Origin of the sequence: Paenibacillus kribbensis, assembly GCF_001705305.1 — a bacterium.
GTDB classification, from domain to species: domain Bacteria; phylum Bacillota; class Bacilli; order Paenibacillales; family Paenibacillaceae; genus Paenibacillus; species Paenibacillus kribbensis_B.
On the sequence record NZ_MCBP01000010.1, the window covers coordinates 106,157 to 129,333 of the forward strand.

Sequence of the window (23,177 nt, forward strand, 5' to 3'; positions counted from 1 at the left end):
ATTTTGTCTACCCTTTCCATAGGTTAAATCATCCCCCTCATATTGCTGAAGATCTTGTCACTACTGTTGATTTAGCCCATGATTTTGCGCTTGAAAGGCCGTAGGCCGAGCGTTATACTATACAAGTGCTATTAGGCAAAAATATGGAGCAACAGTGCAAATTTTGAGTGCTTTCTGTGGTACTGTGGCAACCTAAAAAGAACATTTGTGAGGTGAATCCGGAATGGAAGGCGACCCGAGTCCGAATAGGCGGCGATCCCTGAACAACAGCATAGGAATGACTTCAGCTTGCCGAAAGACGGGACGCCAGGCTCTGCATGCTCCAAAAGCCGAAGGTTTTTGATGGGAATGCACGCTTACCCGAACCGGCTAACTGGCTAACTGAGTCCATTCCTTATGCTTAAGGTACACGTATTTCCGTTGCGACGGAGCATAAGGAGTGACATATATGAAAATCCGTTTGGTAAACAACGGGGTTTTTACCCCTGTCGAAGAAATTGAAATGGCACTTACTGCACCAGCAGAAGGCTTCTATTGGATTGATGCCGATGTCGATGATCTGGCAGTGCTCCAGCCTTTATTCTCCATGCATGATCTTGCGGTGGAGGACTGTTTGAGTGAAGAAGAGCAGCGCCCGAAGATTGAAATTTACGAAAGTCATTATTTTATCGTTGTAAACAGTATTCGTTTTGATGATGAAGAAATATTTTTACGTGCTCTGAACATTTTCCTCGGACGTCATTTTATCATTACGGTGACCAAGCAAAAAATCAATGAGCTTCGCATCCTTAAGCCTTTGCTTTGGGAGCAGGAAGTCAGTCAACCGGACCGTTTTATGTATCTGTTGATTGACTTGATTGTTGATAACTATTTTCTGGTTGGTGACCGGATTGAGGTTCGCATTGAAAAACTGGAAGAAGATATTCTAATGCATACGAAAAAGTCGCATTTGAATGAGATCATCGGCCTTCGCAGTGAGATACTGTGGCTGAAAAAGGTGCTGGGACCGCAAAAAGAGGTCATTAATACCTTGAATAAACGGGATTTACGGCTCATCGACGATCAATTGCAAAAGTATTTTAGCGACATTTATGAAAATGCTGTGAAAATTTCGGAGACTTTCGAAACTTACCGCGACTTGATGGGTAACCTTCGAGAAGCTTATCAATCCAGTATTGCCAACCGTGCCAACGATATTATGCGCGTGTTTACAGCAATTACGACTATATTTATGCCATTGACGGTTATTACCGGAATATATGGAATGAACTTCGATAATATGCCTGAGCTTCATACACATTATGGCTATTTTATTGTTATTGGTGTTATGGTGGCGCTGGGTGTGAGTATGTTCTTTATTTTCCGCAAAAAGGACTGGGTTTGAAAAAGAAACGAGTGACCAAAGCAGCAGCCGTATCCGGTCAGGATATAGCTGCTGCTTTGTTTATTGTTGATACTATGTCCTATCTCACAAAAAGCACCGACCTATTTTACCTTTCGGCGAATGATCGGTGCTTCCGATTTTGATTAGGTTATCCCACATGTCGATCTGATGTCCCCTGATGGCGGAAACGGATACGGATTAGACGCAGACGCTCATAAACTTGATCCAGCCCTGTTTCTGCCGCCTTTTCCTCGCCGTACACTTGCAGCATGACGGGCTTGAGCAGCGTATCCCCCAACTCTTCATAGGCAGACCAGATGGCTTCCTGCTCTTCCTTGGATACGTTCACCAGTTCCTTACGGATTAGCTTCTCCATATCAAATCCATCCCTGTCCAGATGCTCCACAGCTTCAATCATCTCTCTACGATGCAAGCCTGCCTTCATTCCGATGTGCTCCAGTGAAAGACCGTCTGAAATACCTTCAATAATCGTTTTTGTCAGGCTGAATTTGTTCAGCTCCTGTCTGTACTGGTTCTGTTTTTGTTTGTACATCCATGACAAAAAAACTTCTTCTTCCAGCGTCTCGGTTACCCAATTCAGCGGAAATGATGTGGTCCGGTCATTTTGTGTCGTAATAGCCAGTAGCTCCTTCCCATATTGAGACATCTTGCCCTGGCCCACACCAGGCAGCTCCAGCAATTCCTCTTCCGTATGGGGAAGATAAACGCTAATGAGTCGGAGCAGCCGATTCGTAGCGATAAAATAAGGGGCTTTGCGCTCGGTGGCTGCCTTTTGCCGTCTCCACATTGTCAATTGCTCATATACATCGTCACGCGGAAATAAATCGCAATAACAGTACAGCTTTTGCAGCGATTGCCCCCGTCCTGCTGCTCCTTCCTGCTCATGAAAAACCCCATGGATCAAGGGTCTGTAGCCCTCAGCCATCTTGAGCGCCAGCTCATGGCGGTACACATGCAGCAATTCCTGCCACAAGCTGCCCTCATACCAAAGATCATCCGTGCTTTCATCCAAGCCATGGTGCGTACTCCAGCCAGCACTCCATATCCCTTCATGCTGCCCAATCCATACCTGGGCAAAGCTCTCATCGCCATGTTCATTCCGTTTGGACAAGCGATTTAAAAATACAATCTCCATGATTTTCCTCCCTGTGTATCGTATTGATTACAGTCCCGCACAACGCAAAAACACAAAAAAAGCACCTATCCCGCGTATTCGCAAGAAAGGTGCTTCCCTTTTTGAGCCGTACTATACTGTTGCCTATATGATAACCGTACCTTGAAGTGTAGTCAACCAGAAATTCTCAACGACTTAGCTTTTCCTTTGCCAAAGCAAGAGCACCGCACAATCCGGCATTGTCACCCAATCCCGGACTTACGATATATTGATCAATGTCTGTTGTCAGACTCGGATGCTGTACATAGCCGTTCAAAAGCTCTTGAAGCTTGCTACGAATGAGCGGGAACAACTGCTCCTGTTTCATTACGCCTCCGCCCATAATAATCTTTTGCGGTGACAGGATTAATACATAGCTCATCAAAGCCTGTGCCAGATAATACGCTTCCATTTCCCATGCCGGGTGATCAACAGAAAGTTCATGCCCCTTAACCTTCCATCTTTTTTCGAGCGAAGGACCCGCTGCCAGTCCTTCCAGACAATCTCCGTGATAAGGGCATGTACCCTCATAAGTATCCTCTGGATGACGACGCACCAGAATATGCCCCATCTCTGGATGTGATAATCCATGAATCAGTTTACCCCCAACCAAAGCACCTGCCCCGATGCCTGTACCTATCGTAATATACAGACAGCTGTCCAATCCCTTGGCTGCGCCCCAGATGGATTCACCTAATGCGGCTCCGTTCACATCGGTGTCAAATCCCATCGGTACATCAAAATGCTCTTTCAGCTTGCCAATCAGATTGTAATTTCCCCAATGCGGCTTGGGGGTTGTCGTAATATAGCCATATGTATCACTGCCCTCGATAGGATCAATCGGTCCAAATGACCCTACTCCCAGCGCTTCAATACCCTTCCCTTCAAAAAATGAAATGACATTCTCCATCGTTTCCGCTGGTGTGGTTGTTGGAAAGCTCGCACGCTCCAGTACCTCTCCCTGTTCATTGCCGATTCCACATACAAATTTAGTACCGCCTGCTTCAATTGCTCCCAATACTGTCATAGCTTCTGTTGTCCCCTCTCAATCGTTGTCCGTTTCCCTCTCCACTATATTCACCTGAAACGTGCCGAAGGTCAATCCCTTGATCACAAAGGATACTAACGCTCCAAACGTCAGCATCCTCACAGGTACTTTGCCTGAATATACAATGCGAAGCATGGCTGCCTCATTATGATCTATGATCCGGTGGCAACCCCCATCAACGTACATAAGCTTTTCATTTCAAGCTGCTCAAACTTGTCGACAATTTGCACATGATCCAGTGTCAGCAGACAGCTGTCCAAAGCACACGCTACAGGCACATCACAATGGATTTTAGCAAGCTTGCGTGAAAGATGCAGCATATCCAGATCGCTCTCAATCTTTTTACGCACCGATGGCGTCAACTGATCCAGATTCTCCAGAATACCTTCAATGGAGTCGTATTCCTGCACCAGCTTGAGCGCTGTTTTCTCACCAATACCGCGTACCCCCGGATAATTGTCGCTCGCATCCCCCATTAAGCCTTTGATGTCCACCACTTGGCGCGGCTTAAGCCCTTTTTCAGCCAACAATGTCTCCGGGGTATACACCATATAGTTGCCGTGGCCTTTTTTCATAATGATGACCCGTGTCCGCTCATCCACCAGTTGGAGTAAATCATGATCCCCTGAGAGAATCATCACATCCATGTCCTCATTTTGCGTATAATGGCGTGCAAGCGTACCGATGCAATCATCCGCCTCAAAGCCTTCAGCTCCAATGTTGGGAATGCCAAGGCTGTCCGTCACTTCTCGTATCAATGTAAACTGGGGAACCAAATCATCCGGTGCGTCAGCTCGGTTTCCCTTATACGCAGCAAAATGCTCCCCGCGAAAAGTCGTTCCACCCATGTCCCAGCAGCAAATAACATGGGTGGGATTAAACGTTTGGACAGCATCCCAAAAATATCGAATAAAACCATATATGGCGTTTGTTGGTACTCCAGCTTTTGTGCGACGAATATATCCGTTTGCGGCAGTTGCATAATAAGCGCGGAATAGCAGAGCCATGCCGTCAACCAGCATTATGGATTGTTCATTACGTTGTGTCACAGATTGTATTGCTCCCATTCATATTATTTAACCCCAACAGTATACCATATCGCGGAGCGGAATTGGGCGTTATTGAGCCCCCCATGTCTCCTCAAATGTTTCCTCTTTGAAGCCTATCGTGACTTTGTTCCCGTCTGTTACGATGGGACGCTTGATCAATCTTCCATTCGAGGACAGAAGTGAAATTTGCTCTTCACGGCTCATATCTCCAAGCTTGTCCTTCAATTTTAACTCCTTGTATGCCTCACCGCTCGTATTGAAAAATTTCTTGAGCTCCAGTCCGCTTTTACGGATCAAATCCTCCAGCTCCTCCGGTCCGGGCGGTTGCTCAAAAATAGGAATCAGTTCCGTCTCATATCCTTTGTTTTGCAGCCATTTTACTGCATTACGGCAGGTGCTGCATTTGGAATACTGGTATATTTTCAGCTGGCTCATCGTTAGGTTAATCCTCCATTTTGTTTCAATCACTGATTGTAGATTTGATTACGAACGCCCTTGCATTCTCAGCAGCTCCTGCATTTGGGCCATATCATCCGGTAGAGGAGCATAGAACGTCAGTGGCTCCCCTGTCACAGGGTGTACCAAGGACAGCTCCGAGGCATGCAGCGCTTGTCTGGGCATCCGGGCATCAAGCTGCTCATATTGCTCACGACGCGCTGTGTCATCGGGTATAGCCCGGTACATTTTGTCTCCGATCAACGGGCAACCGATATATGTCATATGCACACGAATTTGGTGGGTGCGCCCGGATTCCAATTTTAGCCCCATACGGCTCCCTTCGTTCCATGCTTTCTCCAGCTTATACAGCGTCAAAGCAGGATAACCACTCGGAGTCACCATTCTCAAATGCGGATCATCCGGATTGCGGTCAATCGGCCCATCCACCCTTCCTTCCTGTTGCCCAGGACGCCCGTGCACCAGAGCTGTGTAGCGCTTATCCACCGTTCCCGCAATCATCTGCTCCGAAATATGCTGGTGTACATACGGATTTTTAGCCACAACGAGCACACCCGTCGTCTCCTGATCGAGACGATGAACAGGACGGAACCGGAACATCTCTCCTTTGGACTGCCAATAATGCACAACTCCGTTAGCCAAGGTGCCTGTGTAATGTCCATGTGTCGGATGAACAATGATTCCCGCCGCCTTGTTTACGACCAACAGATGCTCATCCTCATACAAAATGTCAAAAGGAATGGGTTCGGGTAAAATATCATCGGAACGCTCGCGCTCCATGCGAATTTCCACCCGATCCCCAGCCTTTACTTTTACGCTGATGTACACTCGTGTCCCGTTCAGCATGATCCCTTGCTCTGTTAGCTTGAGTTTGGATATCAGCTTCCGCGAAATGTTCATTCTTTTCTGCAAAATCGTCTTCAACAGCATGCCCTCCTCTTCAGGAGGGATCAAATACACGATAGGTTCATAGTACAAGTCCATCACAAATGCCCGGTTGCCTCCTTATTTGCGGAACACTTTTTTACTCCGCACATATTCGACATCGGGTACGCCCTGACGCACATTCGCTGTGCGGGCCACGACAAAGAAATAATCGGAAAGACGGTTCAAATACCGACGTACCGCAGGATTAATTTCCGTGTGCTTCCCCAGTGTGACAGCACGGCGTTCCGCACGGCGACACACTGTACGGCAAACATGTAGCGTAGAAGACAATGTGCTGCCCCCCGGTATAATAAACCGCTCCACCTTCGGATTTTCCTCCTGACATGCATCAATCCAGCCTTCCAGCCGCTCTGCCAGCCCGTCCTTCACCTTATATTTGCTTTCATTGATTTTGACAAATGCCAAATCCGAGCCGCAATCAAACAGCTCCTGCTGTATTTCCTCCAATTGGGTCCGGATATCCGCAAACCTTTCTCCTTCGGCAAAGCTGATGGCTTGTCCTACAAAGCTGTTCAGCTCGTCGATTGTGCCGTATGCCTCCACACGGTCATCATCCTTGGACACCCGACCGCCGATCACCGAAGTTTGTCCCTCATCACCTGTTCTCGTATAAATCCCCATCGTACTCCATCCCCCTTATCATTCCGTGAGTGCTTTCAGCACCTTGATAGCCTCTTCCTTATTGCTTGTACGCGGAGGCACGGTAGCAAATAATGTTTTTGAGTTATATTTTAAGTCCTTGAACATCTTCATCTGATCCACAGGAATCCCGTATAAATGAGTTTCCTTGATCACATCTGTGCCTTCTTCCCCCTGCCCCTTCTTCTCAAATACGCCCCCCTCGAACACACCCCGAGCATACGTTTTTTTGTCAAAGGCATCGTCTAACGGAAGATTCGAGCCATTCTGTCCATACAGCTTCATATCCTCTTCCGGTAAAAGAAACAGATCATGCTCCCCAGCCGCATACTCAACGACCAGTTTCTGCTGGTTGTACAGCGGGCTGACTGAAATTTCGATATTGGGAGCCTGCCCGCCCAGCTTATCCTTAAGCTTTTGTGTCAGCTCATCACGAACGACTGAAGCATCCCCTTTATCCATAATAAAAATGGAAAAGCTGTCCTTGTCCCGTTCACCACATCCGGCCAATAGTACGAGTGCCAGCATTCCGATAATCCATGGTGACAGCCATTTTATCCCTGCTCTCATCTGTGCGCCCCCTCTTCCATGCCACTAATATATCATAAGTTGTGAACGCAAAAAAAGAAGGCCCTGCGGCCTTCCTCGTACGTTCAGCTGGCTGCACACGGTCACACCTTGCACTCCGTACCATTCAGCTTCATGTATTCATTGATTTTCAAATCGAGCTTGCAGCTGATCTCGATAACAAGATCAGAGGTGAAGGACTGCTCTTCCTGAAACGTCCGCATCATCTCATTGCGCAGAAGCAAAATTTCATCTTCCAGAGAAATGTCGTATCCTATTGAACGCGACGATTGATATCCAACATATGACATGAGCATTCCTCCTGCAATTTGAAAAATTGAACTTCCTGCTTTCGATTTCAAATTATAACATATAAATTTAGAAATAAAAGACTATTTTTTATTTTTTAACCATAAAAAAATAATTTTAACCTTCTTTTTTTACTTTTTCTACAAAATGGCCGATCCGATCCAGGGCTTCCGTCAGCTGACCGACAGAAGTCGCATATGAGCAGCGAAGGTAACCTTCGCCTCCCAAACCGAACACATTCCCCGGCACAGCCGCAACCTTCGCCTCAGTCAAAAGGCGCTGTGCAAATTCATCCGAGCTGAGTCCCGTGCTTTGAATACTAGGGAAAACGTAGAAGGCCCCCCGCGGCTCGTGACATTCCAGACCAATGTCCCGGAATCCCTCCACCATCAGACGGCGACGCTGATTATAGGCTTCCACCATCCGGTCCTTCTCGCCCAAACCATTCCGCAAGCCTTCCAGGGCCGCAACTTGCCCCATGGAGGGCGCACACATGACGGTGTACTGATGGATTTTGAGCATAGCAGCAATCAGGTCGGGATGCCCGCATGTATATCCAATACGCCAGCCTGTCATGGCAAAGGCTTTGGAAAAACCACTAACGAGAATCGTACGATCCATCATACCCGGCACAGAAGCAAAGCTGACGTGCTTATCGCCATAATTCAGTTCGGCATAAATTTCATCCGAAATAACGATTAAATCATGCTTTTCCACGAGTTCGGCAATCGGAAGCCAATCTTCATAAGTCATCGTAGCTCCGGTCGGATTGCTCGGATAGCATAAAATCAGCACCTTGGATTTAGGTGTAATTTTAGCCTCCAGTGCCTCAGCGGTCAGTTTGAATTCATCCTTGGCAAACGTTTCGATGCCTACCGGAATTCCGCCCCCAATCGAAGTGATTGGAGAATATGAAATATAGCACGGCTCAGGGACGAGAATTTCGTCGCCGGGTACGATTAACGCACGCAAGGCAAGATCAATCGCCTCGCTGCCACCAACCGTCACAATAATTTCCTTTTTCGGGTCATAACGGACATCAAATTGCTCATTCAGATATTCACTAATTGCTTCACGCAATTCAGGTGTTCCCGCGTTGGACGTATAGCTGGTAAAGCCTCGCTCCAACGAATAGACGCAGGCTTCCCGCATATGCCAAGGGGTGGTGAAATCCGGTTCACCTACCCCAAGGGTAATAATATCCTTGTTGCTCCCCACCAAATCAAAAAACTTACGAATACCCGAAGACGGGATTTCGCGTACCAGTGGGGACAAATAGGAACTCATGGCTTTGTTGCTATCGGTAAATACTTCTGATTTGAGATTCATCATGATCTTCCTTTACGGCGAAATCATCAGACGATTATCTTCCTGATGGTCCTCAAAGATAATTCCGTCCTGCTTGTATTTTTTTAGTGTAAAATTGGTCTTGGTGGACAATACGGAGTCAATAGGTGACAGCTTTTCAGACACAAAATTAGCGACCTCACGGAGGTTACGGCCTTCAACTTCCACCAGCAAGTCGTATGCCCCGGACATGAGATAAACCGATTTCACTTGCGGATACAAATAGATCCGTTCGGCAATGCCTTCAAAGCCTCTTCCACGCTCAGGTGTAATCTGTACTTCGATCAAAGCAGTAACCTTCTCGTCATCGACTTTATCCCAATTGACCACAGCGGCGTACTTGACAATCACATGCTGGTCTTCAAGCTCTTTAATTGATTTACGCACATCCTGCTCGTCAACTCCCAGCAAAGTAGCCAGCAAAGTCGGTGTTCTTCTTGCATCTTCTTTTAACAATTCCAATACTTTTAATTTCAAATCATCAAGTTCTGTCATTCTACATAAGGCCTCCATCAAAAGAGATTACTATACATCATACAATACGTACTTTAAACCTGCAAAGAAAAACCGTCCGCCCCGGTAAACCCGGCAGACGGACGGCTGTTATGGGAAATTGCTAACCCGTTTTACATATAATAAGGGTTGTGTTGATGAGAAGGCTGTCCCTGTTGATGCATAGGCTGACCATATCCTCCTGCAGAGGACGATTTTTGCTGAATGAACTGTTGGCATTCCTGTTGAGTCTTGCGAGCTTCTTGAATTTGTTTATCCACATCGGCGCGCAGCGCCTTGCACGTGATGGAGTACATATTGTTCTGACTCATCAGACGATACAGATCGCCTTGCGCGCGCAATGTATCGTTCGTAAGGTCAGTGAACATCTGGCGTACAGATGAACAATTGGATTCGGTAGTCGCCGTTGTATACTCCCCAACTGTACGTTTCAAATCAGCAAGAATGGTATAGAGCAAATCTTCTACGGGCATAAATGACATATTGTTCTGTGGATACATCCTGTCATACCTCCTTTATTGGTGAGTGCTGAATTACTGCTGCGGTTGCATAGGAGCAAGCTGTTGGTGCTGTTGAAGGGCATTTAAGAGCAGGTTCATGTGGTGTTCGTGCGTTCTCGCGAACTGCAAGCAGACTTGTTGAATGGCTGGCTGCTGAATAGACGCTGCTGTCGCCGCACATTGCTTGAGCAAAAGTTCTTCGTTAGAAATGGAGTCCACGATGTACTCCAGCTCTTTGCCAGTCAAAGGTTGCATGTTCATAGATTGCATAGTCTGTGCCTCCTTAAAATGTTTTGTTGCACGCTGGTTATCTTGTCCGTTTCGCGAAATACTATGTACGACATATATGAGATACTACATATTGCCTATAAGGAGTTCTATGATATGGATCTGATTAGTGGGAATACCTATTGGCCGAGTACGTTGGAGCAGCCGCTGGACTTTCCGCCTTTGACAGAGGAGTTGGATTGTGACGTGCTGATTATCGGAGGCGGAATGAGCGGGTCGCTCTGCGCTCGGCTGTTGGGAGAACGACAGGTGAATACAGTACTTATCGACAAGCGCAAGCTGGCTCATGGAAGTTCTTCGGCGAATACCGGGCTGCTGCAATATAGTAATGACAAGACATTAACCTCTTTTATACATACGCTTGGTGAGACTAACGGCGTGCTGTTTTACCGGATGTGCAAGGATGCTCTGGATCAGTTAGAAAAGCTGGCGACTACGCTGGATATCGATCCTTTCTTTATTCGACGCAGCAGCCTGTACTATGCAAGTACACCGGAGGATGTGCAGGTGCTACAGGAAGAATACAAGCAGCTAACCCGATTTGGTTTCCCGGTGGAATACTGGGATGAGCAGCAGGTGGCTGCCCGGTTTCCTTTTCGAAGGCCGGCAGCACTGTACACCCACGAAGATGCCGAGGTTAATCCATTTCGTTTTGCCAAAGGACTGTTGCAATCCGCGAATCGTCTTGGTGTGCGCTTGTATGAGCATACGGAAGCCAAGCATTTTGAATTCGGCGAGGATGAGGTCGTTTGTTATACCAGCGGTGGGACCATCCGGGCGAAAAAAGTCATTTTTGCAACAGGTTATGAAACACAGGAGATTAAAGTGGATCGCGGTGCCGTACTGGAAAGCTCTTATGCTATCGTCACCAATCCGGTAGAAAATTCATCCTTGTGGCACGAACAGTGTCTGATCTGGGAAACTGCACGGCCCTATCTGTACATACGCTCAACACAAGATGGACGTATCATTATCGGTGGTTTGGATGAGCCTGTGCTGGATTCGAACCAGCGTGAAATCAGGCTGCTGTACCAACAGAAAAAGCTGTTACAAGCGTTACAGGAGCATTTTCCCGATGTGCCTTTTCAGATTGATTATGCATGGGCTGCCGTGTTCGGCTCCTCTCATGACGGACTGCCCTATATTGGTCCGCATCCGCGTTTCCCGAACTGCTACTTTGTAGAGGGGTACGGGGGAAATGGGACGGTTACCAGTATGATGGCCGCACAGCTATTGGCTGATGAACTGACAGGCACACAGCGACCTGAACTGGAGCTTTTTTCACTAACCCGCACCACCAGTCCATCGCCCGAAACAACGAAGCCAGTGGTCTAATCATATGTACCGCGAAAAACCTCCTGCCACATCTAAAGTGGATCTGGAGGTTTTTTAATTGCCTTTTCAGACTATTCGGTTTGCTTGTGCCAGCGTCGTGCATTGGAATGAGATGTGTTCCGCTTTGTGTTTTGCTCCATTTTTAGCACATTTCGCATGAAGAACCATCCAGCCACCGGCATTAATGCTAGTCCAATTAACAACCAGATCATCGCAGCAGGGGCCTTGCTAATACTTAACACACCCAAAAAAATGAGCGTTCCAGTCAATCGGCCGACCATGAGGCATAGCTCACGCAGTACAACAAGTTCCACTCTCTGATTGGCATCTCCTTTGCTCGTTCCCATTAGATCAAAGCTTGCAGAAATCATGGGAATTAAATACAGAGGCATGAACAAGGCGGTGCCTATCCCCATGATCAGTAGCGTGCTATATCCCATGTGCCACAATAATGGTAAAAGCACAATCACCAGCAGCACGGCACCCAAAAGCATACCAGCAGAGCGATAGTGTGGTTTGAGCCATTTGCCAACAGCCCAAAAGCTGAAAAACGAAACACCTGACGTAATAAGTGAAAACTGTGCCAGCTTCCACTCCTGCTGCGTTACTACATACACAAGCAGTGTAATCAGGAAGGCAAAAACACCTTCACGGATGCCCTGTGCAACAAGGGATAACGACAACGGACGCCACATACTCCCTTTTTGTGACAATCGCTGCTTGGGCTCCTTCCAATTGTATTTTCCTGTCGTTTTGCGCTTACGTAGAAAGAAACTCAGCACCACCCCCACGACATAAAATGCCAGGGAAATGCTGAAGATCACGCGATAACCGGCATCATCCTCCATTCGGGCAATAATCCAGCCGGACAACCAAGGACCCACAATGCCAGAAAATGAGCCCAGCAAACCCACCCAGCCGTTAAAATGATCACGGCTTACCTGGTCTGTGACTTCAAAAAAAATCACATTAAACGCCAGCCAGAATAAACCCAACGCTGCCCCCAACAACATCCCGAGCGGCCATATGTAGTTCACAGCCTGCGGTCCCGTATATAATACGACCAAATAAAATAAGCCGGACATGGCGGTCCCTACGCGCAGAGCATTCATTTTGTTATGTTCCTTGACCCATTTCCCAGCCACCCAGACCATAATTCCAAGTGCAATTTGCTGGCTGACATTAAACCAACCAATCATTGCATAATCCTGTCTGCTTTTCCACAAATACACGTTAAGAAAAGTGCCGGACAAAGCTGCTGCAAACACAAACAATCCATTCAGGCTTAGCAGCAGAATGGATTGTCCGTTTAGGTTTGATTTCAATGCAGTTCCCCCTAACCGAAAATCACCCATCAGCTTATGACATACAAGTCAGCTTGCATTAAGATTTCTTCGATTTAAGATGCCCCTATCAAGCTAGGGACTATCCGGGGGATTGCTATTTAATTGCTGGAAATACCACTGAGCTTCTCCAGCATCCGCAGTCGGTCATCCTCTGAAAGCGTCTGCTGAACATGGAAACAGCTCGGACACACATAAACATTTAAGACAAAAGGCAAATCCAGAACAGGTCGGCCAAGCGCAGGAGAGCGCGACGGTTCAAAGCCTTCTCCGGTTACAGTTTGCATTCCCGCATGCAGCATATATTCTCCGCACTGAGAGCATTCAAGAACTTCATCCTGTCTATCCAGTATTTGTTCAGCGCCTTGCTCATAAGCCATCAAATCCGCACCGCTTTCTTCAAATTTTTGCAGGGTATGCAACACAGGCATCTTATGAAGTTCGTTGTCCTGCAACAATGGAGCGCCCTCTGGCTTTTCAACTACGGCTTCATCTTCTGCTTCATATAAAATATCCTGCTCCTCATCATCGCCAAGCTGAATGCTCAGTGTACGATAGCCCTTTAATGCTTCCTTCTCTTGAGAATGAAGCAATGAGCTGCCAGATGCAGCATGATCGTGTTTTGTATGTTCGTGCCGATTCTCAGCCGCATGTCTGTGTACAGACGCAGAAGTCGACTCAGACTCATCTTCATCATCGTTTATATCTGAGTATCCTTTCAGGTCATTATGGCAATAAGGACACTCTTCTTCAGGGCCCAGTTCTTCATCCCAAATAATTTCCATGTTACACCATGGACAAATAGTCATTTCCAAGCTTTATCATCCTTCCGTTCCCAAGCGTATACCAAGCTTTAGTATACAGGATGTGTCAAGTCACACTAGCACCAATGACATAAGATAATGATATCGAAATAATCATGGAGAACAAGCCGACAGCGCGGTTATCCTCTTTAATCTCCTGATCGATAGAAAATACCGGTGTCAGAAACTCAAACAGAAAATACGCCGCAAGCAGCAGTAAAAAGCCAACGAATGACCAAATCATCGTATCATACACACTGGATTTGGCTTCCATGGCAAAGCGGAGCACGTTGCAGATGCCGAACATTTTCCCGCCCGTAGCCATCGCTACCGAAATATTTCCACGCTTGATCTCTTCCCAGCATTTATACCGGGTTACGAGCTCAAAGCATGACAAAAATACAATCAGCTCCAGCACCGCCACCGAGAAATAGCCCAGCATCATTCCCAACGGATGTGATAGCAATTCATCAATCGCCATCTTCACTTCGTCCCTCCCGTTCTACAAAGCATTGCCGGCAGAAGCCGGCAAACCCGTAGCTCATTCCAATTCAGCAACAGTTACCCCTGTGCCGCCTTCATTGTAATTGCCAATGCGGTAGCTTTTCACATGCTTATGCTTGCGAAGATATTCCTGAATCCCAGTACGCAAAACCCCCGTGCCTTTGCCATGAATAATGTGAACCTGACCGAGATTGGCTAAAAATGCTTCATCCATGAAACGATCTACCTCTATTAGAGCTTCCTCCACATTCGCTCCCCGAAGATCAAGCTCATTGCGTACATTATCATCCCTCGTTCGTTTGACGCCTGTGACTGGCTTTTGAACCCTTGGTGCAGGCGTTTGAGCAGGCTGTAGCAGCTCCAAATCATCCAGACTGACCTTCATTTTCATGATACCCAGTTGAACGACAGCTTCCTTGCTTCCTGATAGCTCGACCACATGGCCTTTTTTGTTCAAGCTATGAACCGAAACCTCATCTCCGGCCATAATAGAACGAGTACGTGTAGCAGGACGTTTGACCGTGTTCTTCTTGCGTAGCTTAGGTTCAGCCTCATCCAGCTCTTTACGAGCTGCAATCAGCTTATGCTCCTTAACAGAAGCTCCTTCTTCCTGAGCCAGTTTGCGCAAATCGTTGATGATTTTCTCTGCTTCGCTACGAGCCTTATCTACTAGAACTCTTGCTTCATCCTCTGCTTTTTCCAGCATACGGTCCCGTTGTGACTCCAGCTTATCCAGCTCAGTCTGGTGACGGCTGCGCAATGCTTCCATTTCCCTACGCAGCTGCTCCGCCTTCTCCCGCTCCTGCTCAGCCGTCAAACGGTTCTGCTCCAGTGACGCAATCATGTGCTCAACGCGCTGATCTTCTTCCGTTACCTCACCACGGGCATAGTCTAAAATACGGCTCGGCAAGCCCAATCGCTCGGCAATGGCAAAAGCGTTGCTTCGTCCAGGTACACCGACCAAAAGACGATAAGTCGGGCTTAATGTAGCGACATCAAATTCCATGCTTGCATTAATGATTCCTTTGCGCTCATAGGCATACGCCTTCAATTCACTATAGTGAGTCGTCGCAACCATACGGCAACCCATTGCATGCATATGCTCCAAAATAGATACAGCCAGCGCCGAGCCTTCCGCCGGATCTGTTCCTGCTCCCACCTCATCAAGCAACACAAGGCTTTTAGGTGTCATATTTTTCAGAATGCTAATGATGTTGGTCATATGGCTGGAAAAGGTACTCAAGTTTTGCTCAATGCTCTGCTCGTCACCAATATCCGCATAGATGGCATCAAATACGCATAGCTGACTTTCATCCTCAACAGGTACAAAAAGTCCCGACATCGCCATCAAGCTTAGCAGACCGATGGTTTTCAGGGTAACTGTCTTTCCCCCTGTATTCGGTCCCGTAACGATAATGGAGGTGTAGGAATTGCCCAGCTCCACGTCAATGGGAACGACCTGCTCCAACGAGATTAGAGGATGCCTGCCTTTTTTCAGCTTCAAGTATCCGCGATCATTCATCAAAGGCAAGGTGGCCTTCATTTCACGGGCGAGACGCGCTTTTGCAAAAATAAAATCAAGATTGCCCAAAATGTCCACGTCATACAGCAGCATATCCGCTTGTTCGGCGACAAGCGCGGTCAGCTTTTGTAAAATGACTTCAATTTCACGTTCTTCTCTCAGTCGTGTTTCCCTCAGCTTGTTGTTCATAGATACAATCGATTCAGGCTCGATAAACAGCGTTGCACCGGACCCGGATTGATCATGCACAATTCCGCCAAAATAAGAGCGGTATTCAGCCTTAACCGGAATTACAAAACGATCTCCACGAATTGTAATCAACTGATCCTGTAGCATTTTGGAGACGGTGGAGGAACGAATCATGGAATCCAGCTTTTCACGAATACGCACTTCACCTGAGCGCAGCTCCCGGCGAATTTGCGAAAGCTCTGTACTGGCAGAATCCAGCACCTCTGCGTTTTCGTCAATGCAGCCTTTAATCGAGTTTTCCAAGCTTCTCTGCTCTGAAAGCTGCTCACTCCAAAACAGCAAGGTTTCGACAGGATTTTCCTCATGCAGACTTTCTACGTACACCTGTATACGACGTGCAGCCTGCACTGTAGTCCGAATGCCAAGCAGCTCCTGCGGACTCAGCGTTCCGCCAATACGTGCGCGTTTCACCGCCGGAGTAATGTCCACCACTCCGTTAAATGAAGGCACTCCTTTGAGCCGATCAGCGGCATAGGCCTCATCCGTGCCTTTCAGCATTTTCTTGATATGCTCCAAATCATCGCTGGGCTGTAGGCGAAGAGCTGTTTGCTGGCCTGTTGCTGTTTGGGCATAGTGACTTAGTTTATTTAGAATTTTTTGGTATTCAAGGGTTTTAAAAATTTTAGAGTCCAACTTCACTACTCCTTTCACTTATATCTATATTATACCGAAAGCCGCAAACTTACGCTATTTGCCAACACTGTTTTACACATAAGAAAGCTCCCTATGCTACACACTAACCTTTGTCTAACCCTGTAATTTCAAAAAAACGAAGGAGGTTATTCCGTGAGCATTCTTGGGCACATTGTGCGTTTCATCGTGGCCGCCCTGGTTCTGATGGTCGTAAGCTGGATCGTTCCCGGATTTAGTGTAGGCGGCTTTTGGAGCGCGCTGATCCTTGCGATTGTCATTGCCTTGATTGGTTATATTATTGAGGCCATGTTCGGTCGGCGCGTTTCTCCATTCGGACGCGGTATCGTAGGTTTTCTGGTGAGCGCTCTGGTTATCTGGGTGGCTCAATATATTGTGACCAGTGTGAGTGTTTCTGTGATGGGCGCATTGCTCGCTGCATTGGTTATCGGGATTATCGACCTGTTCATTCCGGTATCGACACCTTTTGAAGCTGGTCGTAAGGCCAAGAATTAATTTTCAGTTTACACCGCGGCAAAGCTGTCCCAAGCAGATTTATTCTGCCAAAGGACAGCTTTTTGTCATGCACACACCTACGGTGAATCCAATATACAAATAATCCCCGGCGATAAGCAGCCGGGGATTTGCGTTACATCTATAATCCGTATCTACTGATCCTGTTCGATGAGCTCAATCCATTCATTGTACTCCGTTTGAAGCTTGGTGTATTCTTCCTGCAATTGGTGCAATTCCGTTGAAATCTTTTCTGTATTTTCCCGATCTACATCCTGTTGAACTTGCAAAAGACGGAGCTGATGAGCCGCCATTTCATATTTTTGACCCACTTCATTAAGCTCAGACTGTAAAGCAAGCCGTTCCTGCTCTACAGATTGCTGTTCAGCCTTGGCCGTTTCGGCAGCTTCAACTGCCAAACGGATCTCCTCCTGCAGTTGCTCCTTTTGTTCAACCGTTACGGCTATTTCACGTTCCCACGAAGCAAATTCTTCCTTACGTGCAGCGTCTTCAGCCTCCCAACGTTCCACCTCGGCCTTCAACTGCTCATATTTAAACTGCCATTCCAACAATTCTTCTGCGGTACGTTCCAATTCACTCTGCCGTTCGGTATCTTCACGCTGGAGTTTCTTTATGTTCTGCTCCAATTGCTGAGCCCGGCTCTTCATGCTGCGATGCTGCTCCTGAAGCAGGTTGTAGGCCTGTATTCCTTCTTGCTCACGACCGTTTACCTTCTTCAACTCATCCTGGACACGTATTTGCTCAGACGAAAGCTCTTTGATTTTGGCTTCCAGTTGTAACAGACGCTGCTGCTGTGCCGCAAACTTGCTATTAACAGCTTCTACTTCTGCCTCAGCATGCTGTAATTGCTCCTGCGTTATTTTCTTCTGCTCTCGTGCCTCCTGTAGCGAAAGCTCCAATTCATCGACGGCATGCTGACGCTCCTCAGCAAGCTTCTGCCATGACTTCTCACTTTCAGCCAGTGCAGCCAGTTCGCTTTGCAACTTGCGAGAGGATACGTGCGCCTGCTCCAGCAGCTTGTGCATCCGGCGCTGCTCTTCCTCCAGCTTAGCCGCTTGCTGCTGCACAGCCTTGGCTTCCGTAGCCAAAAGATCATAACGCTCTTGCAGCTCTTCACGCGCAAGCGCATCCGCCTGTTCCCGTTCTGCTGCGGCCTGCCGCTGCGTTTCCAGCTGGGACTCCAGCTCGGTCTGCTGCTGCTTCAATAATGCAGCTTGCTCTTGCGCTTCTCCCAAACGGGATGCGAGCTCTGCTTTGCCGGCCTGTACCTCGTCCAACTGCTCCTGAAGCTCCTCGATCCGAATCTCCTGCTCCAGCGCAGCTTCCTCGGCCCGTTTCTCCGCTTCCTGGTGCTGGAGATTTCTCTCATTCAGCTCTTGCTGTGCCTGTGTACGCTCCTGCTCTAGCTGCTCATTCAGCCCGGAACACTTGGTCTGCCATTCTGTTACCTTCTGGCTATGCTCCTGCTGCAAAGCAGTACGCTGCTTGTCCAATTCTGCGCGTTGACGCTCCTGATGAGCCTTCTCCGCAGCCAAAAGCTTGGCTTCAGACTGCTTCACCGCCTCAGCCAATTCCTTCTTCGTCTGCTCCTCCGCCTGCCGTATACGGGCATTCGCCGCTTCCTGCTGCTCTTTCAATTTACGGGAAGCTTCTTGACGGGACTCCTCCAATTCACGTTTAGCCTGCTTTTGCTCATTTTCAAGCTCGGCTGCTTTCTTCTCCTGCTGTTCCAGCCTTATCCTCAATGCAGCAATTTCCTTGGCTGATACGGATTCGGTTTCTGCCAGCTTCTTCTCGGTCGCTTCCTTCTCTTCCTTCAATTGAATAAGAGACTGCTTCATATCTGTATTTTTCTGCTGCTGTTCTCCCAGGGCTGTCTGGAGTTGCGCCAGCTCTCCCCGGAGTTCGGCACGTTCCGCAGCTAATCGGTTCATTTGGCTTTGAATTTCCTGAATTTGTACAGCCTCTTCTGCCATATGGACTGCAGCCAGCACGGCAATTCGGGGCATATCCAGACGCGAATGAGCTTGAGAAATGCCGTGCATGCGTTCATCCACGTAACTGGCAACCTGTTTCATATAATCGGGATTACTGCCGACGAGTCTATAAGAAGTACCGTAGATCTCTACAGTGACGCGAGTACGATCCGGTGTAGTCACAATTATGCCCTCCTTCAATACTACTGTATGTTGATTCTAAGTTGTGTCCGATTCTATGGTACCCCGCCCTTGGTGGAGCTTTCAACCCCATAGTCCGGCTTCCCCGCAGCGGGTGAATATCAGAGTAGAGAGCTTCAACGATGATAGGCCAAAAAGCCGTATCGAACCTCTGTCACTAAGATTCGATACGGCTTCCCGCATTTCCTGCTACTTTCTCAATTCCGCTCCAAAAGTTTGCTCCAGAGACGTAACGACAGGAGAATGCGCTGCATTAATTTCTTCATCCGTCAGCGTGTGCTCCCAATGACGGTAGGTCAGGGATATAGCTACGCTCTTCTTGTCCTCACCAAGCTTGCTGCCTGTAAATACGTCAAACACCCGTGCATCCTGCAACAGTTCTCCGCCTGCAGCGTAAATAACACGAAGCAGTTCACCTGCCTCAACGTCTTTGTCAACCACGAGAGCAATATCACGTTCCACGGACGGGAAGCGAGCCAGCTCTCTAAATTGGATGTGATTGTTGGCATGTTCAACGATTTGCTGTAATGCAATTTCCGCCACATACGTATCATTCAGTCCATAAGACTGCTGCAATTCCGGATGGATCTGCCCAATCGTGCCGATCCGCCGGGAGCTTCCATTCACATCCAGCCATACCGAAGCGGAACGTCCCGGATGATAACTTTGTGGTTGGTCAGCTACATAACGAATGCTTGCACTCAACCCAAAATAGTCGAACACCGTTTCAAGTGCCCCTTTAATATCAAAGAAATCGACCTTCTCAGCACCGATGTTCCATTGCTTTTCACGGCGCACACCAGTCAACAACAGACTGAGCACTTGAATTTCCTGCGGCTGACGGGTTAATGTTTGCTCCTCTGTGTAAAATACAGTGCCTATTTCAAAAATCGCCAGATTCTCCTGCTTCCGGTTCATGTTGTATACCGCTGTATCCAGCATCTGCGGAATAATGCTCGTGCGCAGAACGCTGCGGTCTTCGCTCATAGGCATCGCCAAACGAACCGGATGGCTGCCTTCTGTCAGGGCATTAAACAAGCCCGCACTCTGCGGATGTACGAACGAATAACTGATTGTCTCTTGCCAGCCGCCATGCACCAGCAATTTGCGCAAAGAACGACGCAATGATTGTGATGCCGTCAATGCACCCGGAGTGGTCGGCCCTTCAATCGGCGTCGTCGGAATGTTGTCGTAGCCATATAGACGAGCCACTTCTTCGATAAGATCCACATCAATGGTGATATCCCCGCGGCGCGTAGGCACTTCAACTTCCATCACGCCTTGCTCTGCATCACCGCAACCAAAATGCAGTCTGCCAAAAATCGTTTTAACCTCAAGCAGTGACAGCTCTGTTCCCAAATATCGATTTATTTTATCTAGCGACAGCTTGATAATGCGATTTTCAGCTTTTGCAGAAGCAGATTCTACGATACCTTGATGTACAGTTCCCCCTGCGTAACGTTGGATCAGTGCTGCCGCACGGTTTACAGCAGGTACAACGGCACCCGGATCAACCTCTTTTTCAAAACGCAGACTCGCCTCCGAGCGAAGTCCAAGTTGACGGGAGGTTTTGCGCACCGTACCGCCATCAAACTTCGCGGATTCCAGCGCAATGCTGACAGTCGCATCTGTCACTTCCGAATTAGCCCCACCCATCACACCTGCCAGTGCAATCGGCTTCACACCGTCCGTAATCAGCAGCATTTGCGGCTCCAGCTTACGTTCCTGATCATCCAGCGTAATTAAGGTTTCGCCTGCGCGAGCGAGCCGAACTTCAATGTTGCCATTTTCCAGCTTATCCGCGTCAAAAGCATGCAACGGCTGACCGTATTCCAGCATGACATAGTTCGTAATATCCACGATGTTGTTGATCGGACGAATACCCGCTGCCATCAGGCGGTTTTGAATCCACAACGGGGAAGCCCCCACTTTTACACCTGTAATATAACGGGCTGCATAGTGTGTACACAGCTCAGGAGTATCTACCTTCACGGACAGATGGTCTGCCGCCGCATCACTGATTTCCACCAGATCCTTAGCCGGGTCAGCCAACGAAATATCTCGTCCCAGAATGGCGCTTACTTCATAGGCTGCTCCGTGCATGCTCAAGCAGTCCGAGCGGTTTGGCGTCAGATCAAAATCCAGTACGTAATCATCCAGTCCCAGCAGCTTCGTAATCGGCGTACCAATTTCAGCATCCTCCGGCAGCACCAGAATGCCTTCCTGCAATTCCTTTGGCAGCAGCTTGTCATTCATACCCAGTTCCTTAGCCGAGCAGATCATGCCCATGGACACAACACCACGCAGCTTGGCCTTCTTAATATGAAAATCTCCCGGCAGCTTTGCACCCACAACGGCAACAGGAACCTTTTGACCTGCGTCCACGTTTTTGGCACCACACACGATTTGCAGATCTTCTCCCTGACCCGCATCGACAATACACACATTCAGTTTATCCGCATCCGGATGCTTTTCCTTGCTTTTGACATAGCCGACAACAACGCCAGTAATCCCTTGATTGCGATGTTCGACTTCATCTATTTCAATGCCCGAACGGGTGATTTTCTCTGCCAGCTCCTCCGCGCTCACCTGATCCAGCGATACATAATCGGACAGCCACTCGAATGATACTTTCATATGGGTTCACTTCCCTTGATATAGTTGTTTATTGACGCGCAAACTGTTTCAAGAACGACAGGTCGCTGTTATAGAAATGACGAATATCGTCAATGCCGTATTTCAAAATGGCAATCCGCTCTACACCCATACCGAATGCAAAGCCACTGTACACCTCGGGATCAAAACCACCCATTTCCAGTACTTTCGGATGCACCATGCCACAGCCCAAAATCTCAATCCACACACGTTCGCCATTTTTCTTTACAAAGGTAACGTCAACTTCAGCGCTCGGCTCGGTGAATGGAAAAAAGCTTGGACGCAGACGAATTTCGGTCGATTCCCCGAACATTTCGCGTGCGAATTGCAGCAAGGTTCCTTTCAAATCACTCATGCGAATGTCTTTTCCAATCACAAGTCCTTCAATTTGGTGGAATTGGAAGGAATGTGTTGCATCGTCATCATCACGGCGGAAAACCGTACCCGGACAAATGACCTTAATAGGTGTTTCACCCTTCATGGCTTCCATCGCGCGAATCTGAACCGGTGACGTATGGGTACGCATTAACAGATCCTCGGTCAGGTAAAAGGAATCCTGCATATCGCGTGCCGGGTGATTTTTAGGCAAATTCAATGCTTCGAAGTTGTAATAATCCGTCTCTGCCTGTGGTCCCTCAGCCACTCGATAACCCATCCCTGTGAAAATGTCTTCGATCTGCTCAATCACTTTGTTGAGCGGGTGAAGTCCGCCTTGCGGCAACGCGCGTCCAGGCAGTGTAACGTCGATTTTTTCCGCTTGCAGACGTTCATTCGTTTCTGCTTTCGTGAACTCGTCCTGTTTGCGGTTGACCACTTCTTCAATTGCCTCGCGCACTTCATTGGCTACCTGTCCAACAACCGGACGCTCTTCCGCACTCAGCTTGCCCATACCGCGCAATATCTCAGTCAACGCACCCTTTTTACCCGAATATTTAACCCGCAGGTCAGCCAGTTCCTTGGCTGTTGCCACCTTCTCCAATACTTCCAGTGCTTCTTCCTTCAAGGCCAGCAAATGTTCCTTCATTTGGATGGTTTCGCTCATCGCCTGTTCAGTCCCCTTTCTTCATCTCCAGCTTTTCAGACAACAAAAAAAGGTCCTTTCTCCCGGTAAGGGACGAAAAGACCGTGGTACCACCCTCGTTAGACAATCAAGCTCAGCTCACCTCACCTATTACTCTGCCTATCGGCAAATACAGGTGCTTA

At 48.0% G+C, this 23,177-nt stretch carries 23 protein-coding genes; 3 read left to right on the forward strand and 20 right to left on the reverse strand.

Annotation, left to right across the window (positions count from 1 at the left end):
- Positions 1 to 448: 448 nt before the first annotated feature.
- A complete protein-coding gene (gene corA, locus BAZ21_RS18075) occupies positions 449 to 1,384 on the forward strand; it encodes a magnesium/cobalt transporter CorA (protein ID WP_068503728.1) in 936 nt (311 codons plus the stop codon).
- A 148-nt stretch (positions 1,385 to 1,532) separates the two neighbouring features.
- Here the strand turns inward: corA and BAZ21_RS18080 are convergent, their stop codons facing one another.
- From BAZ21_RS18080 to BAZ21_RS18135, 13 genes are all read right to left on the reverse strand, one after another.
- A complete protein-coding gene (locus BAZ21_RS18080; RefSeq protein ID WP_068503731.1) occupies positions 1,533 to 2,540 on the reverse strand; it encodes an HRDC domain-containing protein in 1,008 nt (335 codons plus the stop codon).
- A 166-nt stretch (positions 2,541 to 2,706) separates the two neighbouring features.
- On the reverse strand, positions 2,707 to 3,585 hold the full coding sequence (locus tag BAZ21_RS18085) for an ROK family protein (protein WP_068503734.1): 879 nt from the start codon (positions 3,583 to 3,585) through the stop codon (positions 2,707 to 2,709).
- Between the two features lie 18 nt (positions 3,586 to 3,603).
- Positions 3,604 to 3,741, reverse strand: coding sequence for a hypothetical protein (locus BAZ21_RS29070; RefSeq protein ID WP_176718170.1), 138 nt, complete (start codon positions 3,739 to 3,741; stop codon positions 3,604 to 3,606).
- A gap of 17 nt (positions 3,742 to 3,758) precedes the next feature.
- Positions 3,759 to 4,655, reverse strand: a complete 897-nt coding sequence (locus tag BAZ21_RS18090) for a 5'-3' exonuclease (RefSeq protein ID WP_007429553.1) — start codon at positions 4,653 to 4,655, stop codon at positions 3,759 to 3,761.
- Between the two features lie 69 nt (positions 4,656 to 4,724).
- Positions 4,725 to 5,090, reverse strand: coding sequence for an arsenate reductase family protein (locus BAZ21_RS18095; RefSeq protein ID WP_068503739.1), 366 nt, complete (start codon positions 5,088 to 5,090; stop codon positions 4,725 to 4,727).
- A 48-nt stretch (positions 5,091 to 5,138) separates the two neighbouring features.
- Positions 5,139 to 6,095, reverse strand: coding sequence for an RluA family pseudouridine synthase (locus BAZ21_RS18100; RefSeq protein WP_068503741.1), 957 nt, complete (start codon positions 6,093 to 6,095; stop codon positions 5,139 to 5,141).
- A 21-nt stretch (positions 6,096 to 6,116) separates the two neighbouring features.
- Positions 6,117 to 6,680, reverse strand: coding sequence for a cob(I)yrinic acid a,c-diamide adenosyltransferase (locus BAZ21_RS18105; RefSeq protein WP_068503743.1), 564 nt, complete (start codon positions 6,678 to 6,680; stop codon positions 6,117 to 6,119).
- An 18-nt stretch (positions 6,681 to 6,698) separates the two neighbouring features.
- Positions 6,699 to 7,268, reverse strand: coding sequence for a hypothetical protein (locus tag BAZ21_RS18110; RefSeq protein WP_068503745.1), 570 nt, complete (start codon positions 7,266 to 7,268; stop codon positions 6,699 to 6,701).
- A gap of 101 nt (positions 7,269 to 7,369) precedes the next feature.
- Complete coding sequence (locus BAZ21_RS18115) at positions 7,370 to 7,576, reverse strand: aspartyl-phosphate phosphatase Spo0E family protein (protein ID WP_068503747.1); 207 nt, start codon at positions 7,574 to 7,576, stop codon at positions 7,370 to 7,372.
- Positions 7,577 to 7,691: 115 nt separating this feature from the next.
- A complete protein-coding gene (locus BAZ21_RS18120; protein WP_068503749.1) occupies positions 7,692 to 8,903 on the reverse strand; it encodes an aminotransferase class I/II-fold pyridoxal phosphate-dependent enzyme in 1,212 nt (403 codons plus the stop codon).
- 12 nt (positions 8,904 to 8,915) lie between these two features.
- Positions 8,916 to 9,416 carry an Lrp/AsnC family transcriptional regulator gene (locus BAZ21_RS18125; RefSeq protein ID WP_010349225.1) on the reverse strand — a complete coding sequence of 167 codons (501 nt, stop codon included), beginning with the start codon at positions 9,414 to 9,416 and terminating at the stop codon, positions 8,916 to 8,918.
- A gap of 131 nt (positions 9,417 to 9,547) precedes the next feature.
- The gene (locus BAZ21_RS18130; protein WP_068503752.1) at positions 9,548 to 9,934 is read right to left on the reverse strand and encodes a spore coat protein; all 387 of its coding nucleotides are present in this window, start codon (positions 9,932 to 9,934) and stop codon (positions 9,548 to 9,550) included.
- A gap of 33 nt (positions 9,935 to 9,967) precedes the next feature.
- Positions 9,968 to 10,204, reverse strand: coding sequence for a hypothetical protein (locus BAZ21_RS18135; RefSeq protein ID WP_007429544.1), 237 nt, complete (start codon positions 10,202 to 10,204; stop codon positions 9,968 to 9,970).
- A 114-nt stretch (positions 10,205 to 10,318) separates the two neighbouring features.
- Between BAZ21_RS18135 and BAZ21_RS18140 the strand changes: the two genes are divergently transcribed.
- Complete coding sequence (locus BAZ21_RS18140; protein WP_068503754.1) at positions 10,319 to 11,557, forward strand: NAD(P)/FAD-dependent oxidoreductase; 1,239 nt, start codon at positions 10,319 to 10,321, stop codon at positions 11,555 to 11,557.
- A 71-nt stretch (positions 11,558 to 11,628) separates the two neighbouring features.
- Here the strand turns inward: BAZ21_RS18140 and BAZ21_RS18145 are convergent, their stop codons facing one another.
- From BAZ21_RS18145 to BAZ21_RS18160, 4 genes are all read right to left on the reverse strand, one after another.
- Positions 11,629 to 12,882: an MFS transporter gene (locus BAZ21_RS18145; protein WP_068503756.1), complete on the reverse strand. Its 1,254-nt coding sequence runs from the start codon at positions 12,880 to 12,882 to the stop codon at positions 11,629 to 11,631.
- A gap of 119 nt (positions 12,883 to 13,001) precedes the next feature.
- Positions 13,002 to 13,715: a hypothetical protein gene (locus BAZ21_RS18150; RefSeq protein WP_068503758.1), complete on the reverse strand. Its 714-nt coding sequence runs from the start codon at positions 13,713 to 13,715 to the stop codon at positions 13,002 to 13,004.
- 55 nt (positions 13,716 to 13,770) lie between these two features.
- Entirely contained in the window at positions 13,771 to 14,184 is a 414-nt protein-coding gene (locus BAZ21_RS18155) for a DUF350 domain-containing protein (RefSeq protein ID WP_007429540.1), read from the reverse strand.
- Between the two features lie 60 nt (positions 14,185 to 14,244).
- On the reverse strand, positions 14,245 to 16,611 hold the full coding sequence (locus tag BAZ21_RS18160; protein ID WP_068503760.1) for an endonuclease MutS2: 2,367 nt from the start codon (positions 16,609 to 16,611) through the stop codon (positions 14,245 to 14,247).
- A 153-nt stretch (positions 16,612 to 16,764) separates the two neighbouring features.
- Here BAZ21_RS18160 and BAZ21_RS18165 point away from each other — a divergent pair, with 153 nt between their 5' ends.
- Positions 16,765 to 17,124, forward strand: a complete 360-nt coding sequence (locus BAZ21_RS18165; RefSeq protein ID WP_068503761.1) for a phage holin family protein — start codon at positions 16,765 to 16,767, stop codon at positions 17,122 to 17,124.
- Positions 17,125 to 17,276: 152 nt separating this feature from the next.
- Here BAZ21_RS18165 and BAZ21_RS18170 read toward each other — a convergent pair whose 3' ends face one another.
- The 3 genes from BAZ21_RS18170 to pheS all read right to left on the reverse strand — a co-directional run bounded on the left by BAZ21_RS18170 (position 17,277) and on the right by pheS (position 23,016).
- Complete coding sequence (locus tag BAZ21_RS18170) at positions 17,277 to 19,301, reverse strand: cell division protein ZapA (RefSeq protein WP_068503762.1); 2,025 nt, start codon at positions 19,299 to 19,301, stop codon at positions 17,277 to 17,279.
- 207 nt (positions 19,302 to 19,508) lie between these two features.
- Positions 19,509 to 21,956, reverse strand: coding sequence for a phenylalanine--tRNA ligase subunit beta (gene pheT, locus BAZ21_RS18175; protein ID WP_068503764.1), 2,448 nt, complete (start codon positions 21,954 to 21,956; stop codon positions 19,509 to 19,511).
- A 28-nt stretch (positions 21,957 to 21,984) separates the two neighbouring features.
- Positions 21,985 to 23,016, reverse strand: a complete 1,032-nt coding sequence (gene pheS, locus BAZ21_RS18180; RefSeq protein ID WP_007429535.1) for a phenylalanine--tRNA ligase subunit alpha — start codon at positions 23,014 to 23,016, stop codon at positions 21,985 to 21,987.
- Positions 23,017 to 23,177 lie beyond the last annotated feature (161 nt).